This window comes from Geobacter sp. PheSNFMC, from assembly GCF_059620965.1.
The window spans coordinates 1-16013 of sequence record NZ_JCAMRN010000081.1; the positions used below are offsets into that span (position 1 = coordinate 1).

Here is a 16013-nt window from a genome sequence, read left to right on the forward strand (position 1 = left end):
CAAAACCTGTTACAATAGCAGCCTATGGATAACCTTGCCGAACACAGCGACAGGACGCCGACCCCCATCGTGGCCATCGATGGGGCAACCATCCGCCGGATCCGGGAGGCCAAGCGGCTCACCCAGCTCTACGTGGCCAGCGTAGTGGGGGTGACGACCGACACCATCTCCCGGTGGGAGAACAACCGCTACCCGTCGGTAAAGCGGGACAATGCCGAAAAGCTCGCCCAGGCCCTGGAGGTATCCCTGGAGGATATCCTCCGGCGGGAGGGGACGGCGGAGGACGTCCCGGCCGAGATTCCGCCCCCGGAGCCGCCGCCGCGCCGCCGGCTCGGGGTTGCGGCCATCCTGCTGCTGGCGGGAGCGGCGATTCTGGGTATCGTGCTTTTCCGGGGGGCTGCACCGGGGCTGAAGGCAGAGCGGACCCTGCCCCCCTACAGTGCGCCGGGCCAGATCCTGCCGGTCCAGGTAAAGGTGGAACGGCCGGCAGAAGGCGGGAGCGGCTTCATTCTCAAGGAGCGTATTCCGGCCGGCTGGCGGTTCGTGAGCGCCAATCCGCCGGTGACCGGCGAGGCGGGGACACGGGAGATCAAGTGGCTCATACCCCCCGGCGCGGGAGCCATGACGATTTCCTATACCCTGCTGTCGCCTCGCGGGATCCCCCTCAAGACGGCTGTCGATTTCGGCGGCGAGGTGGTTCGCTCCGGCGAAGGAGGCACCCGGCGCGAACCGGTGGGAGGCGCGGCACGGGTGACCGTGGCCGGCATCCACTGGGCCGACGTGAACGGCGACGGCCGCATCGATGACAACGAGATCATGCCCGCCTACTATCTCACCGAAGAGATGAAAGGGCTCGGGCTCGACTGGAAGACCGTCGAGAGCATCTGGACCGGCGCGGGATACACCTGGAACGACACGCTGAAAACGTTCGAGGTGGTCCGGTGACGGAGCGGCGCTACAACGCCTTTTCCGATGAGCTTCGCCGCGTCTTCGGCTGCCGGGTGCAGCGGGTGTCGGTGGATGCCGGCTTCACCTGCCCCAACCGGGACGGCACCACGGGGCTCGGCGGCTGCATCTTCTGCGGCGGCCGGGGTTCGGGTTCCTTCGGCATCAGGCCGGAACTGGGGGTGGCCGATCAGCTCGCCCACGGCATGGCATACCTCTCGCGGCGCTACGGGGCAGGGAAATTCCTTGCCTATTTCCAACCTTACTCCAATACCTACGCCCCGGTGGAACAGCTCCGGCGTCTCTACGACGAGGCCCTGTCGGTCCCCGGCGTGGCCGGGCTCATCGTCGGCACCCGTCCCGACTGTCTCCCTCCGGAGGTCATCGATCTTCTGGCCGAGTATGCCCGCTCGACCTACTTCTGGCTCGAACTGGGGATGCAGACGTCCCACGACCGGACGCTGGACCTCCTCAACCGGGGCCACGACGCGGCATCGTTCCTGGATGCGGCGGACCGCTGCCGCCAACGGGGGATCAGGCTCTGCGCCCACGTGATTCTCGGACTGCCGGGAGAGACCGGCGCGGACATGCTCGCAACGGCTATGATGCTCACCAGGGCCGGCATCGACGGGGTGAAGCTCCACCACCTCCATGTGATGAAGGATACGCCGCTGGAGGCCATGTACCGCCAGGGGGCGGTCGGCTGCCTGGAGCGGGATGACTACGTGGGGCTCGTCTGCGATTTCCTGGAACGGCTCGATCCCCGCACCGTCGTCCATCGCCTGGTGGGGGATGCCCCGGCCAACCACCTGGTGGCACCTGCCTGGACCCTGGAAAAGTCGGCGGTTCTTGCCGCAATCGACGCGGAATTCATCCGGCGCAGCACCTGCCAGGGAGCACGCCTGTCCCGGTAAGCCGCCCCATTCTCTCTCGCAGGCCGAAGGCCCGCCTCAGAACGGATACCCCAGTCCCACGAAAACCGCCGGCCCCTCGTTGCCGAAGCCGATGTCCACCCGGCCCACGATATTGGGGCGGACCACTGCCCGGAAGCCGATGCCCGGGTTGAACTCGAAGCTTTTTGCTTCGGCCCGGTCCAGCGATTCCATGACCGCTCCCAGGTCGATGAACGGGGCAACCTCCCAATCGGTGTTCACGTCGAAGATGCTCCAGCGGAAGAGCCTGATCCGCTCCTCAAGGTTGCAGAGAAGGTAGCTGGAGTCGACGAAGCGGTTGCGTCCGTAGCCGCGCAAGGTGGTTTCTCCCCCGAGGATGCTCCGCTCCAGGAAGGGGACCTCGCCCCCCAGGGTCTGGTTGTAGGCGACCCGCACCACGGTGATGTAGCGGGCCGCATCCAGCGGGAAATATCCCTTCAACTCCACCTCGTAGTGGCGGTAGCCGGCGTCGCTTCCCAGCAGTTCGGCGCTCCCCTCGAGGGAGGCGCGGGCATAGAGTCCGCCGGTCGGCATGGTCCGGTCGTCCAGGGTATTGTAGATCAACGCTATTTTCTGGGCATGGGCGGTGAATCCGCTGACTCCCGGCACCTCGGACGTGGTGAACCGGTCGCGGATGTAGGGGGCTTTGCTCACGGCCCCCGGCCGGATGTCCACCTTGCGGAAGCGTTCCCCCAGAACGAGCTGGAGCTGGTCGGTCAGGTCGTAGCCGACGCCTAGGGTGATCCCGTACTCCCGGTTGGCGTAGTTGGTTTCGTCTTGCTGCAGGCTGTCCGATTCGAAGCCGTAGAACCGCGATGAACCATCGGTAAAGTAGTAGAGGAAGGCGTTGGTTTCCAGGGGCTTCCCGTTGAGGGAGAGGAAGGTCTTGTCCCTCAGCCGCACCTCGTAGTCTTCGTTGACATTGGTGGACTTGGAGAGGTTGAACTCCCAGTTGCGTTCGGGGAGCGGAAAGAAGGCGCCGTAGAGGGAAAAGGTGGTGCCGAAGTTCTGGTTGTAGTTGACCTGGGGGGCGATGAGGGTGTTGACCTCGTCCCGGGCGTTGTGGAGGAGAAATGCGGTCAGGCCGCCGAGGATGGGCCCTTCATTGGGGCTTGTGGCGATGACGGGCAGGGGGATGGTGACCACCTTGACCGGATCGCCGAAGCTGTCGTCAGCGAGGGGATATGGCAGTCGTTCCCGCGACACCATGGTGGTGCAACCGGTCAGGACGAGGAACGCTGCGAAAAGGAGTACGGTACGAAGGCACATGAAAATCCGACGGTTCTTGTCATCTGGCATTACAACGGCACGTTGAAAGATAACGGGTTTCGGCGCCGTGTTCAACCCCAAATGAGAGATTAGTCGCCTTCCCCGTGTTCCAGCCAGTAGAGCCAGGCCAGGAGCTCAGCCACGGCCCGGTAGAGATCGGCAGGGATGCAGGAGTCGATGTCGACCTGGATGAGCTGGCGTACCAGCTCCGGCGACTGGTGGACGTAGACTCCGGCCTCCCGGGCGCAGGCGATGATAGCCTCTGCGGTGACGCCGTACCCCTTGGCCACTACCTGGGGGGCGTAATGCCCTTCCCGATAGCTGAGGGCAACGGCCTTGCGGTCCCGGTCATTCGTCGTCATGGCTCACCCTGAAGCCGGTCATGCGGATGCCGGCTGCATCCAGCGCCTCTTCGAGGCGCAGTCTTCCCTCTTTCATGGCCGCTACGGTTTCCTCGCTCCGGGCCGCGAGATTGACCGTTACCCCGGAGCTGCCGAGGCTGAGGGTAGCCCGGACCGATCCCAGCCTGGGCAGGTCAAGGGCCACTTCCGTCTGCCAGCTTCGCTCCGCTGAGGAGCCCCGTCCGTCGGCCTCGCGCTCCTCCACCTTCCATCCCATGTCCTGGCCGGACCAGACCTGTCCGTTCCAGGTGAACTGCCCCGTGGCCAGTGTCGTGAGCTGTTCCTTGATGATGGGGATGGTCTGGGGCTCTACCCCCCCCTGGGGAGGGGGCGGGACATACCGGAGTCCTCCGGCCCGTTCCGTAGCCACCGGGTCTCCGGCACGGGCCGTGGCCGCAACCCCGTCGCCATCAGCGGCGGGAGCGCTGGAGGCACGGGGATGGGGCGCCGCCTGCTGGTCAACGGTGATGCGTTCTCCTCTCGCCTGGGAGACGACGGTGGTGCCCTGCGCGGACGGGGAGTCCTGGGCGGCAGGATCGGGAAGGGGAGCCTGCCGGAGAGCCGGCCCCTGGAGCGATGGCTGGTCCGGTTGAGGGGGGGCGGGGAGCTGTTTGCCGGCTACCGGTGCAGCATCGGAGCGAAGGGGCTCCTGGGGTGCCGGAGGACGTGTCCCGTCCGGCGCCGGCCCCTGGGGCCGCGGGGCCGGCGGTTCGGCATCCGGGAGGGCGGTGGTGCCGCCGTCGGGACGCGGCGCTGGGGGCGTCTGGTCCGTGGCGGACGCACCGCCGGCTGGTGCCGTGGTGCCTGAGGGTCCCGGTGCACCGGACTGGTCCGGCGCCTGTGGCGCACCTCCGGTGGCTGGCGTGGCGACCGGCGGCGCGCCGGGGCTGCCGGTAGATGAGGGTGCGTTCCCCCCGCCGGCGGCTGGCTGGCTGCCCGTGGGCTGGTTGCCGGGTGGCGGGGCTGCGGCAGGCCTTTGCCCCGCATCGGTTGTGGCAGCGGGCGGTCCTCCCGGTGGCTGGGAGGCCGGGGGGGAGGCGTTCTGCTGGGGTGAGGCGCCACCGTTTGCCGGCGCGGGAGAGGCACTGTTGCCGCCGGAGGGCGTGGCCACGGCGAGCCGCGAGAGGGACCCCTGGGGCTCCCGGAGGAGATCGGCCAGGGGGCGCTCACCCCTGACCCACTGGGAGAGGTGCGACTCATAGAAGACGCCGCTGCGGGTGAGGGCGGTGCGCAGCCCTTCAGCCAGGCGGCCCGTATCCCGGGGCGGCTCCTGCAGGATGACCGACGGCCGGGGGAGCGGCGTGGACTGGGTCGCGTCGTTCCTGGATGTGGCCAGTTGATTGAGCCACCGGCCCGTGTCGCTGATCCGGACCGGCACCCCCGAGTTCGCCTCCTTGGACAGGGCGAAGACGAGGCGCGGTTCTTCGGAGACAAAGGTCAACTCCACGGTCTGCCCCGGCTGGAGGTTGAGGGGAAGCTCCATGCGCAGGAGCTGGTTTGCCAGCCGGATCAGGTAGCGGCTGTCCGGCAGGTTGGCCATTACTTCCGCCTGTACCATCTGGCCCGGGGTCAGGTTGAGGGGCGTCAGGGTCTGCCAGCGGGCCTCCACCAGCGAGTACGTGGAATCCTTGAGAAGGGCCTGGGCGATCCGGGCTATTTCCTGGGTCACGATCATGGGTTACTTATCGGCGGAACCGGGCAGAACTGAAGCCGTTGCCGCTCAGCCCCAGACGAGCAGCCCCTGTTCGTAAACCGGGCCCAGTTCGGGATGGCGGGGCATGACCCGGATCATGAACCCGTGCCTGCCGCAGAACCGGGTTTCGATGCCACCCGTGAAGCAGTGGGTGCCTCCTCCTTCCTCTTCCGCGTGGTCCAGTGGAATCAGCTCGCCCCCCACGATGGTGCCCCGGGAGTCGAGGACGCCGCAGTAGGTCTCCACAATCACCCGGTCCGGGACGATGTCGCCCAGGGCAACACGGGCCGTCACCGGAATGGGCGCTCCCAGGGGCACCTCCTCGGGGGCGGGTGCCTCCACCGAAACCACTCTCACCTGGTGCCAGGACCGGTGCATTTCTACCTTCCAGCGGGCCAGGTCCACGGCCCGGGCCAGACCGTCGCCGGACAGGGTGCGCCACTCTTCGAAGGAGGGGAGGTACATCCGCTCGGCATACTCCTTGACCATCCGTTCGGTGCTGAAGACCGGGCACAGGGTCTGGAGGCTCGCTTTCATGCAGGCGAGCCAGCCGCGGGGGATGCCGTCGGGACCCCGGTCATAGAAGAGGGGGATGACCTCCTTTTCCAGCAGGTCGTAGATGGCGCGGCTCTCCACCTCGTTCTGGAAGTCGATGTCGTCGTAGACCTCACCCTTGCCGATAGCCCAGCCGTTGTTTCCCCGGTACCCCTCGGGCCACCAGCCGTCCAGAACGCTCATGTTGAGGCCGCCGTTGAACGCCACCTTCATGCCGCTGGTGCCGCTGGCCTCCAGGGGGCGCAGGGGGGTGTTGAGCCAGACGTCGACCCCCTGGACCAGGTGCCGGGCCACGGCCATGTCATAGTCCTCGATGAACACGATCCGGTTGTGGAATCGCGCTTCCAGGGAGTGCTGGAAGATGCGGCGGATCAGTTCCTTCCCCTCCACGTCGTGGGGATGAGCCTTGCCCGAGAAGATGATCTGCACGGGACGGTCGGCGCCGTTGAGGATGCGGGCGAGCCGGTCCAGGTCCCGGAAGAGCAGGGTCCCCCGCTTATAGGTGGCGAAGCGCCGGGCGAACCCGATGGTCAGGGCTTCCGGGTCCAGCACCTCGTCGGCCTGGGCGATCTCCTTGGCCGTGGCGCCCACCTGGCGCAGGTGATCCTTGAGTCGGCGCCGGGCAAAGACCACCAGCCGTTCACGGCACCGTTCGTGGGTCCGCCAGAGCTCGGAGTCGGGGATGTTGCCGACCCGCTTCCAGAGGAGCGGGTCGGTGGGATCTTCCCGCCAGCGGTTGCCGAGGTAGCGGGTGAGGAGCCCGGCCATCTCCACCGAGAGCCAGGTTTTGGTATGGACGCCATTGGTGACGGAGGTGATGGGGATGTGCTCGTCAGGCAGCTCGGGCCAGAGGTTCTTCCACATCTTGCGCGAAACCTCGCCGTGGAGTTGGCTGACGCCGTTGGCGTGATTGGCCAGCCGCAGGGCCAATACTGCCATGCAGAACGATTCGTGGGGATTTTTCGGCAGTTGGCGTCCCAGGGAGAGGAATTCGTCCCGGGAGAGCCCCAGGAACCGGTAGTAGCGCCCCAGATAGCGCTCCAGCAGGTCGGCGGGGAAGTGGTCGATGCCCGCGTCCACGGGCGTGTGGGTGGTGAAGATGGTGCCGGCGCGGACCGCTTCCATGGCCTCCGGGAAGCGCAGGCCGTGCTTTTCCATGAGGAGCTTGGTCCGTTCCAGGGCCAGGAAGGCGGCGTGCCCCTCGTTCATATGGCAGACATTGGGGTCTATGCCGAGGCGGTTCAGGGCCCGGATGCCGCCGATGCCCAACAGGATCTCCTGGCGGATGCGCATGTCCTGGTCACCGCCATAGAGCTGGGCCGTGATCTCCCGGTCCAGGGGGTCGTTCTCCTCCATGTTGGTGTCCAGGAGGTAGAGGGGAATCCGGCCCACCTGCACCTTCCAGATCTGGACGTGGACCTTGCGGCCGGCCAGATCGAGCTCAATGGTGAGCGGTCGCCCTTCCTCGTCCCGCTGGAGTTTGAGGGGGAGATTGTAGAAGTCGTTCTCGGGGTAGAGCTCCTGCTGCCACCCCTCGATATTGAGATATTGGCGGAAGTAGCCCTGGCGGTAGAGGAGCCCGATCCCCACCAGGGGAACGCCCAGGTCGCTGGCCGACTTGAGGTGATCCCCCGCCAGCACCCCCAGGCCGCCGGAGTAGGTGGGGACCGATTCGTGGAGGCCGAACTCCATGGAGAAGTAGGCAACCCGCAGGGGGCGCTCACCGTTCCAGGTCCGATCGAACCAGGTCTTGCCGGTCATGTAGCCGTGGTACTTTTCCTCGACCCGGTTGAGCTGGGCCATGAAGCCCTCGTCGGCCACAAGGCGCTCAAGGGTGGTCTGCTGGAGGATGCCGAGCATCTCCACCGGGTTATGGCGGGTCTGCTGCCACAGGTCGATGTCGAGCCGCTTGAAGAGTTCCACCGCATCAGGCTCCCACGTCCACCAGAGGTTGAAGGCCAGGGTCTGGAGGATGGCGAGTTCCCCCGACAGGGAGGGGACGACGGTGAAACGGTGGATTCTCTTGGTGAAGTCCATTGAAACCTCCGGGTCCGGGGGAGGGACCGTGAGCGCCGTTGATCCACGGCCGGTCGATGCATCCCCCGTCATGTGTCGTGATGGTTTTGTCTTCCGCAGAGCTGCTGCGGTTCAGCGGCCGTTATCGGGCCCTATCGTCCTGGTCTTCATTGGCAGGAATATCCGCTACCTGGTAACGGTAGCCGGTTCACTGCCCCTGGTCCCTGGCTATTCCGAACTTTTCCAGCCGGTACTGGAGCGTCTTGTAGCTCATGCCGAGCAGCGGCGCCGCCTTTGCAATGACCCCCCCGGCCCGCTCCATGGCCTTGATGATCAGGTTCTTTTCCAGTTCCTCGAACTGGATGCCGTCGGCGGGAAGCTCGAAGGGGAGGCCGCCGCCCGGCGACACCCCTTCGCCGATCTCCGCCGGCAGGTCGCCGGGTTCGATCAGCTCACCCTCGGCCATGAGGATGCCCCGCTCGATCACCGACTCTAACTGGCGGACGTTGCCGGGCCAGCTGTAGTTCAGGAGGAGCTTCAGGGCGGCGCGGGAGAGTCCCTTCACCTCCGTGCCCCCCCGGTATTTTTCCACGAAGAAGTCGGCCAGGGCGGCTATGTCGCTTCCCCGTTCCCGCAGCGGCGGGAGGCTGATCCGGATCACGTTCAGGCGGTAGAAGAGGTCTTCCCGGAAGGTGCCCTTGCGGATCTCCGCCTCCAGGTCACGGTTGGTGGCCGAAACGATCCGGACATCCACCGGTATGTTGACTTTCCCGCCAACCCGCCGGATCTCCTTGGCCTGGATGGCCCGCAGGAGTTTTGCCTGCATGGCCACGCTCATTTCCCCGATTTCGTCCAGGAAAACGGTGCCGCCGTCCGCGGCCTCGAAGATACCGATCTCACGGGAACTGGCGCCGGTGAAGGCACCTTTTTCGTGGCCGAACAGCTCGCTTTCCATGAGGGTTTCGGGGATGGCGGCACAGTTGATGGCGAAAAAGGGCTTGTCCGCCCGGGGGCTCCCCTCGTGGATGGCGCTGGCCACCAACTCCTTGCCGGTGCCCGATTCGCCCTGGATGAGGACCGTGGAGGCGGTGGGCGCGATCTTGGTGACGATCCGGAAGACCTCTTTCATCTTGGGGTGCTCGCCGATGATGTCCGGAATGGCGCCCGTTTCCTCCAGCTTTTTGTGGAGGGCCCGGTTCTCCTTCAGCAGCCTGACCCGCTCCACTGCCCGCCGCAGGGTGAGCAGCAGGGTGTCCCGCTCCAGGGGCTTTTCCAGATAGTCGAAGGCCCCTTTTTTCATGGCTTCCACTGCCGAGTCAACGGTTCCGTGGGCGGTCATCATGATGATGCACTGCTGCGGGTCAGCCGCCAGCAGCCGCTCCAGCAGCTCCATTCCCGACATCCCCTGCATCTTCAGATCCGTGAGGATGACATCGAACTCCCGCTCGTCCAGCAAGGCCAGGGCCTCCTGTCCGCCGGCCGCCGTCGCGGTTTCGTAGCGTTCCGCCTCCAGGATGGTCTGGAGGATCTCGCGCTGCCCCCGTTCGTCGTCGACGATCAGTATGGTTGCGGGCATGGTCTCTCCGTTCTGCATAAGTGTAGGATGTTTTCCGGTGACGTCATCGCCCGCTCCGGAGAATGACGGTAAACGTGGTGCCCAGTGCCGTGGTGCTTTCCACGAGGATCTCGCCGCCATGCTCGCGGATGATCCGCTCGGTGATGGCGAGCCCCAGGCCGATCCCCGCCTCCTTGCTGGTGAACCAGGGCTGGAATATCTTCGGCAGGTCCTCCGCCGGGATGCCGACCCCCTGGTCGGCGAAGGTCAGGCGGAATGTTTCCGTCTCCCGGTCAAAGGAGGCGCCGAGGGTGATGGTCCCGCCCCCCGGCATTGCCTGGATGGCGTTGGTCACGAAGTTGAAGACGCAGTTGCGGAGCATCTCGCCGTCCGCGCGCATGGGAGGGAGATCCGGCGGGATGTCGGTGACCACGGCGATCCGCTGTTCGTCGAGACGCTCCCGGAGCAGCGGCAGGGCCCGGTCGATCAGCTCCCGGTAGCAGACCTCGCCGATGCGCAGCTTCAGCGGGCGGCCGTAGTTCATGAAGTTGACCACCAGGTAGTTGGCCCGCCGCACCTCTTCCTTGATCTTTTCCGCCAGGGGAACGAAGCGCTCGCCCCTGTCGGGGCAGGCGGCCACGAATTCGCCCTTGAGATGGTCCACGGCAAGGCTGATGTAGTTGAGGGGGTTGCGGATTTCGTGGGCGATGCCCGACGCGAGCTGTCCCACCTTGGAGAGGTGCTCGGCCTCGTAGAGCCGTTTTTCCAGGGCTTCCCGTTCCTGGAGCTTGGCCACCATCTCGTTGAAGCTCCGCCCCAGCTCGCCGATCTCGTCACTGCCCGCCACCGGGAAGCTCACGGTCAGGTCGCCGTCGGCCACCCGCCGGACCTGGGCGGCCAGCCGGTTGATGGGCGCAGTGTAGCGCGTTGCCAGGAAAATGGTGAAGATGATCCCCAGCAGGAAGACCAGCGAGGTGGCCACCACCCGCTTCACGAAGTTCTCATGCTGGATGGTCCGGATATTGTCCAGCAGCAGGTTGATCTGGACGTATCCCAACTGCTGGTCGCCGACGATGACCGGCACCAGCAGTTCATAGGAGCGGTTGGCGGTGGCGCGTTCCCGGCGGGAGTCGGGTGCCGCCCTGAGCCCCTTTTCCATCTTCTTGATGTCGCGCTTCTTTCCCACCTTGGAGGGGTCGGACGAGTCGATGATCTCCCCCTCGTTGCTGATGATGCTGATCTCCTTGACCCCCTTGACCCGCGCCGCCTTCATGTAGCGGGCAAGACGCTCCGGGTCGGGCTCGAACTCGGAGGTCAGATCTTCGACGCTCATCTGGATGGCCTGGGAGACGAAGGATGAGCTCTCCTGGATCTCCTGCACCATTTCGTTCTGGCTGTACTGGTTGAGCACGAAGAGGGTGACGACGGCGATGACGAGCAGCGTCAGCATGATCATCACCAGCTTGGTATTGAGTCTCATGGGGCCTCTGGCGGGCGTTCGACGTAAAAAACGAGTCCTTATGCACGATACGGCGGGATTATACACCAGGGCCAGGGGGGTGGCAAGGCGGCTCTCCCGGCGCTTCTTTTGAAGAATAAACTCTGCTATGATCGGCCGGAACGACCAGACCGCCCGGCAGACGGGCGGTGCGAGGAGGATGGAAGCTGTGCATGAAATGTCCATAACCCAGAACGTGGTGGAGATATGCGAGAGCAGCGCGGGGGGCCGGCGGATACTTGCGGTCGTGCTGGAGATCGGCGAGCTGTCCGGCGTGGTGCCCGAGGCGGTGGAGTTCTGCTTCGAGGCGTGCACCGCCGGCACCCTTGCCGAGGGGGCGCGGCTCGCCATCGATCGGGTGCCCGGCCGGGGAGAGTGCGGCAGTTGTGCTGCCCTGTTCCCGGTCCGGACCTACTTCGACCCCTGCCCCGCCTGCGGCGCCTACGGGGTGCGGGTGGTGGCCGGCGAAGAGCTGCGGGTGAAGGAGCTGGAGGTCGAGTAGCCGGTCCGTCCGTCCGGCGCAGTGGCAACGCCGGTTTCCTGCGGTAAAATCGTTTACAAACCCCTGGTCATCATTTACAGTTGTGGTCCCGCCCACAGCCATCCCTCCGTCGGGAGAACCCATGGATATCCTCGCGAATACCCCCCTGCGCACCGAGCACGAACGCCTCAACGCCCTCATGGCTCCCTTCGGCGGCTGGAACATGCCGATACAGTACGAAGGGATCATCGCCGAGCACCGGTGGTGCCGGGAGAAGGCCGCCCTGTTCGACATCTGCCATATGGGAGAGCTCCTCTTCACGGGCGATATCGTCGCCAACGGGCTGGAGGACGTCTTCACGTTTTCGGTGGCCTCCATCCCGGTGGGGCGGTCCCGCTACGGCTTCCTCCTGAACGGGGACGGCGGCATCATGGACGATCTGATCGTCTTCCGCCTAGCGCAGAACGAGGCCATGGTGGTGGTGAACGCGGCCACCGTCGGCAAGGACTTCGCCGCCATCTCCGCCCGCCTTGGCGGCGGCGGGTTCCGGGACATATCCGCCGCAACCGCCAAGCTCGATCTCCAGGGCCCCCTCTCCCGGGAAGTGCTCATGGAGGTCATCGGCCCGGAGGTCGCGGCAATCTCCTATTTCACATTCATCCGGACCAGGGTGCTCGGCGCCGATGCCATCGTGAGCCGCACCGGCTATACCGGCGAGCTCGGCTATGAAATCTTCCTTCCCTTGGACCGCGTGGTGGAACTCTGGCAGCGGCTCCTGGCCGATCCCCGGGTCAGGCCCGCCGGCCTCGGCGCCCGGGACGTGCTCCGGCTGGAGGTGGGCTACAGCCTCTACGGCAGCGATATCGACGAATCCACCACCCCCCTGGAGGCCGGGCTTGAGGCCTTCGTCTCCTTTGACAAGTCCTTTGTGGGGAAGGATGCGCTCCAGGTCCAGCGGGCGGAAGGGGTGACGCGCCGCCGGGTGGCCTTCCAGGTCGCCTCCCGCCGCTCCCCCCGCCACGACTACGAGATCCTGTTCCAGGGCGAGCGGGTCGGCGCCGTCACCAGCGGTGTGTTTTCTCCCATGCTCGGCTGTGGCATCGGCCTCGGCTACGTGACTGCCGGCACGGCCGTCCCCGGCGCCCCGCTCACGATCCGGCACGAGCGGGTCAGCATGGCCGCGACGGTGGTGGCCGCTCCCTTCTACCGGGGAGGGTCCCTGCGCGCCTGATTCGCGGCAGATACTCCACACAGTCCATCAGACATCCACAAGGAGGCAACAGTCATGGAAACCTATTTCACCAAAGAGCACGAGTGGGTCAAGGTCAAGGAAGGTGTGGCCGCCGTGGGGATTACCGAGTACGCCGCTCGCCAGTTGGGGGACGTTACCTTCGTGGAGCTGCCGCAGGTCGGGAAGCAGGTGAAGCAGTCCGAGGTGCTGGCGGCCATCGAGTCGGTGAAGGCGGCCAGTGACATCTACGCCCCGGTTTCGGGGAAGGTGACCCGGGTGAACGAAGCCCTCGACGATCGTCCCGAGATCGTGAACGAGGCCGCCGAGGAGGCGGGGTGGATTGCCTGGATCGAGATGGGGGATCCCTCTGAGCTGGCCGGCCTCCTGACCCGCGAACGGTACGACGAGTACCTGAAGGGCCTCGAATGATGAGCGGCGCCGACTACTGCCCCAACTCGCCGGAAGAGGTCCGCCGGATGCTGGACGCTGTCGGCGCTGCCGACATTGATGATCTTTTCCGCCCGGTTTCCCCCGCCCTGCGGGCGAAATCCTTCAACCTGCCGCCGGGGATGTCGGAGTTCGAGATGCTGCACCGGTTTCAGACCCTTGCGGGCAGAAACGCCCAGGGCCTGGTCCACTTCGTGGGGGGCGGGTTCCACGATCACCTGATCCCGGCCGTGGTGGACCATCTGGCGTCCCGTCCCGAATTCTACACCGCCTATACCCCCTACCAGCCCGAGTGTTCCCAGGGAACGCTCCAGGCCCTCTTCGAGTACCAGACCGCCATCTGCCGGCTGACCGGCACGGAGGTTGCCAATGCCTCCCTCTACGACGGTGGCACGGCCCTGGCCGAGGCTGCCCTCATGGCCCTGCGGATCACGGGGCGCAGCCGGCTGGTGGTCGATGGCGCGGTGAACCCCTTCCACCGGGAGATCCTCGCCACCTACCTGGCCAACCTGGATGTGGAACTGGTGGAGATCGCCCCCAAGGCGGGGATGGAGGATGATGTCCGCCTGCGGGCCGCCCTCGACGATGCCACCGCCGCGGTCATCGTCCAGAATCCCGATTTTTTCGGGACCCTGAGCGATCTTTCCGGTCTCGCGGCCGAGGCCCACGGAGTGGGCGCGCTCCTGGTGGCCTCGGCCTACCCGATCTCCCTGGGCATCGTTCGGAGCCCCGGCAGCATGGGGGCCGACATCGTGGTGGGGGACGGCCAGAGCCTCGGCAACCCCCTCTCGTTCGGCGGCCCCTCCTTCGGGTTCATCGCCGGCCGCCGCGAGCACATCCGCAACCTTCCGGGCCGCATCATCGGCGAGACCGTGGACCGGAACGGCACCCGCGGCTTCGTCCTGACCCTCCAGGCGCGGGAGCAGCACATCAAGCGTCACAAGGCCACCTCCAACATCTGCAGCAATCAGAGCCTCTGTGCCCTGCGCGGCCTCATCTTCCTCTCGGCCCTGGGGAGCGAGGGGATGGCGGAGCTCGCCCGCCTGAACCGCGACAAGGCCGAATATGCCAAAGCCGTCCTCGGCGCGGTGCCGGGGGTGGAGGTGCTGAACAGCGGCTTCACCTTCAACGAGTTCACGGTCTGCCTCCCCAAGACGGCCGAGGAAGCGGTCGTGGCGCTGCTCCGCAAGGGTGTGGCGGCTGGGGTGCCCCTGGGTCCCTACTACCCGGACATGGAGAAGTGCATGGTGGTGACGGTGACTGAAAAGCGGACCAGGGCCGAGATCGACACCTTTGCCCGGCAACTGGAGGGTGCGTTATGGAACTGATCTTCGAAAAGTCGGTGACCGGCCGCCGGGGAGTCCGGCTCCCGGCCGGCGACGTTTCCCCGGCTCCTCCCCTTCCGGCGGCGCTTGTCCGGGACGGGGCGCCGGATCTGCCCCAGGTGAGCGAGCTGGACGTGGTGCGCCACTTCACCACCCTGTCGCGGCGCAATTTTTCGGTGGATACCCACTTCTATCCGCTGGGCTCCTGCACCATGAAGTACAATGCCAAGGCCCTGGAGGAGGCGGCAAAACTCTTTGCCCCCTATCACCCCATGGTTCCGCTCCTGCCCCACGGCGCATCCTTCAGCCAGGGGAGCCTGGGGCTCGTGCACGGCCTGGGCGAAGCCCTGGCCGAGATCACCGGCATGGACGAGGTGACCTGCCAGCCCTTGGCCGGCGCCCACGGCGAGATGACCGGCATCATGCTCATCGCCGCCTACCACGAGGCACAGGGGAACCGGAAAAAATACGTGGTGGTCCCCGACTCCTCCCACGGCACCAACCCGGCCTCGGCCGCCATGGTGGGCTACGAGATCATCACCGTTCCCACGGCCCCTTACGGGGACATGGATCTGGAGAAGTACCGCGCGGTCATGACCGACGAGGTGGCGGCGGTCATGATGACCTGCCCCAACACCCTGGGACTCTTTAATCCCCACATCCGGGAGATCTGCGACATTGCCCACGACCACGACGCCCTCATGTACTACGACGGGGCCAACCTGAACGCCATCCTCGGCAAGGTGCGGCCCGGCGACGTGGGGTTCGACGTGATCCACGTGAATCTCCACAAGACCTTTGGCACCCCCCACGGCGGGGGTGGGCCGGGGAGCGGCCCCGTAGGGGTGAAGAAGCTGCTGGCCTCCTATCTGCCGGGGCCGCGCGTGGTGAAGAACAGCGACGGCGATTATTCCGTCATTCCCCATTCCCACGAGAGCATCGGCCGCACCGCGGGGTTCTTCGGCAACTTCGGGGTCATGGCCAAGGCCTTTGCCTATATCACCATGCTCGGCCAGGAAGGGCTCATCCAGGTGAGCGAGCAGGCGGTCCTGAACGCCAACTACATCATGGCCCGGTTGAAAGACGTCTACGACCTCCCCTACGACCAGACCTGCATGCACGAATGCGTTTTTTCGGCGGCCCGGCAGGCGCGCAACGGCGTCCATGCCATTGATATCGCCAAGTTCCTCATCGACCGGGGCTTCCATCCCCCCACGGTCTACTTTCCCCTCATCGTCAAGGAGGCGATCATGATCGAGCCCACCGAGACCGAGAGCAAGGAGACCCTGGACGCCTTCATTGAGGCCATGCGCGATGCCGCCGATCTGGCGGAGAAGGACCCGGCCGCCTTTGCCGAACTGCCGCGGACCATGCCCATCACCCGTCCGGACGAGACCAGGGCGGCCCGCGAGCAGAACGTGTGTTACTTCGGGTGCTGATGGAGCCGCCGACCTGGCGCCTCATCGATACCGGCCCCCTGGACGGCCCACGGAACATGGCGGTGGACGAGGCGCTCCTCCGCCACTACGACCAGGGGGCAGCGCCGGTGCTCCGCCTCTACGGCTGGGAGCCGCCGGCCTTTTCCGTGGGGCGCTTCCAGAAGGCCGAAGAGGCGATCGACCGGGAGCGTTGCCGTCGGGCAGGCATTCCGGTGGTCCGCCGGAT

At 65.9% G+C, this 16013-nt stretch carries 14 protein-coding genes; 8 read left to right on the forward strand and 6 right to left on the reverse strand.

Going from position 1 to position 16013, the window contains the following annotated elements:
- The first annotated feature begins 24 nt into the window (after positions 1 to 24).
- Both AC6CDK_RS15600 and mnmL read left to right on the forward strand, forming a co-directional pair.
- The gene (locus AC6CDK_RS15600) at positions 25 to 945 is read left to right on the forward strand and encodes a helix-turn-helix domain-containing protein (RefSeq protein WP_192904956.1); all 921 of its coding nucleotides are present in this window, start codon (positions 25 to 27) and stop codon (positions 943 to 945) included.
- Positions 942 to 1859, forward strand: coding sequence for a tRNA modification radical SAM protein MnmL/YtqA (gene mnmL / locus AC6CDK_RS15605; protein ID WP_192904955.1), 918 nt, complete (start codon positions 942 to 944; stop codon positions 1857 to 1859). Before AC6CDK_RS15600 ends, mnmL begins: the two co-directional genes overlap by 4 nt.
- Before the next feature lie 36 nt (positions 1860 to 1895).
- Here mnmL and AC6CDK_RS15610 read toward each other — a convergent pair whose 3' ends face one another.
- The 6 genes from AC6CDK_RS15610 to AC6CDK_RS15635 form a co-directional block, all read right to left on the reverse strand.
- Positions 1896 to 3146, reverse strand: coding sequence for a BamA/TamA family outer membrane protein (locus tag AC6CDK_RS15610; protein ID WP_192904954.1), 1251 nt, complete (start codon positions 3144 to 3146; stop codon positions 1896 to 1898).
- A gap of 89 nt (positions 3147 to 3235) precedes the next feature.
- Positions 3236 to 3508, reverse strand: coding sequence for an EscU/YscU/HrcU family type III secretion system export apparatus switch protein (locus tag AC6CDK_RS15615; RefSeq protein WP_192904953.1), 273 nt, complete (start codon positions 3506 to 3508; stop codon positions 3236 to 3238).
- Positions 3495 to 5222: a flagellar hook-length control protein FliK gene (gene fliK, locus AC6CDK_RS15620; protein WP_192904952.1), complete on the reverse strand. Its 1728-nt coding sequence runs from the start codon at positions 5220 to 5222 to the stop codon at positions 3495 to 3497. Before fliK ends, AC6CDK_RS15615 begins: the two co-directional genes overlap by 14 nt.
- 45 nt (positions 5223 to 5267) lie before the next feature.
- A complete protein-coding gene (locus AC6CDK_RS15625; protein WP_192904951.1) occupies positions 5268 to 7832 on the reverse strand; it encodes a glycosyltransferase family 1 protein in 2565 nt (854 codons plus the stop codon).
- Positions 7833 to 8019: 187 nt separating this feature from the next.
- Positions 8020 to 9387 (reverse strand): sigma-54-dependent transcriptional regulator, encoded by a 1368-nt coding sequence (locus tag AC6CDK_RS15630; RefSeq protein ID WP_192904950.1) that lies wholly within the window; start codon positions 9385 to 9387, stop codon positions 8020 to 8022.
- Between the two features lie 43 nt (positions 9388 to 9430).
- A complete protein-coding gene (locus tag AC6CDK_RS15635; protein WP_192904949.1) occupies positions 9431 to 10846 on the reverse strand; it encodes a sensor histidine kinase in 1416 nt (471 codons plus the stop codon).
- Between the two features lie 187 nt (positions 10847 to 11033).
- Here AC6CDK_RS15635 and hypA point away from each other — a divergent pair, with 187 nt between their 5' ends.
- The 6 genes from hypA to AC6CDK_RS15665 all read left to right on the forward strand — a co-directional run.
- Positions 11034 to 11366, forward strand: a complete 333-nt coding sequence (gene hypA, locus AC6CDK_RS15640) for a hydrogenase maturation nickel metallochaperone HypA (protein ID WP_192904999.1) — start codon at positions 11034 to 11036, stop codon at positions 11364 to 11366.
- 121 nt (positions 11367 to 11487) lie between these two features.
- Entirely contained in the window at positions 11488 to 12576 is a 1089-nt protein-coding gene (gcvT, locus tag AC6CDK_RS15645) for a glycine cleavage system aminomethyltransferase GcvT (RefSeq protein WP_192904948.1), read from the forward strand.
- A 54-nt stretch (positions 12577 to 12630) separates the two neighbouring features.
- Positions 12631 to 13005 carry a glycine cleavage system protein GcvH gene (gcvH, locus tag AC6CDK_RS15650; protein WP_192904947.1) on the forward strand — a complete coding sequence of 125 codons (375 nt, stop codon included), beginning with the start codon at positions 12631 to 12633 and terminating at the stop codon, positions 13003 to 13005.
- Positions 13005 to 14351: an aminomethyl-transferring glycine dehydrogenase subunit GcvPA gene (gene gcvPA / locus AC6CDK_RS15655; RefSeq protein WP_192904998.1), complete on the forward strand. Its 1347-nt coding sequence runs from the start codon at positions 13005 to 13007 to the stop codon at positions 14349 to 14351. The genes gcvH and gcvPA overlap by 1 nt, the downstream gene beginning before the upstream one ends.
- A complete protein-coding gene (gene gcvPB / locus AC6CDK_RS15660; protein WP_192904946.1) occupies positions 14342 to 15787 on the forward strand; it encodes an aminomethyl-transferring glycine dehydrogenase subunit GcvPB in 1446 nt (481 codons plus the stop codon). The genes gcvPA and gcvPB overlap by 10 nt, the downstream gene beginning before the upstream one ends.
- Positions 15787 to 16013: lipoyl protein ligase domain-containing protein (locus AC6CDK_RS15665; protein ID WP_496639906.1), on the forward strand; the 227-nt coding region annotated here is incomplete at its 3' end. The genes gcvPB and AC6CDK_RS15665, both read left to right, overlap by 1 nt.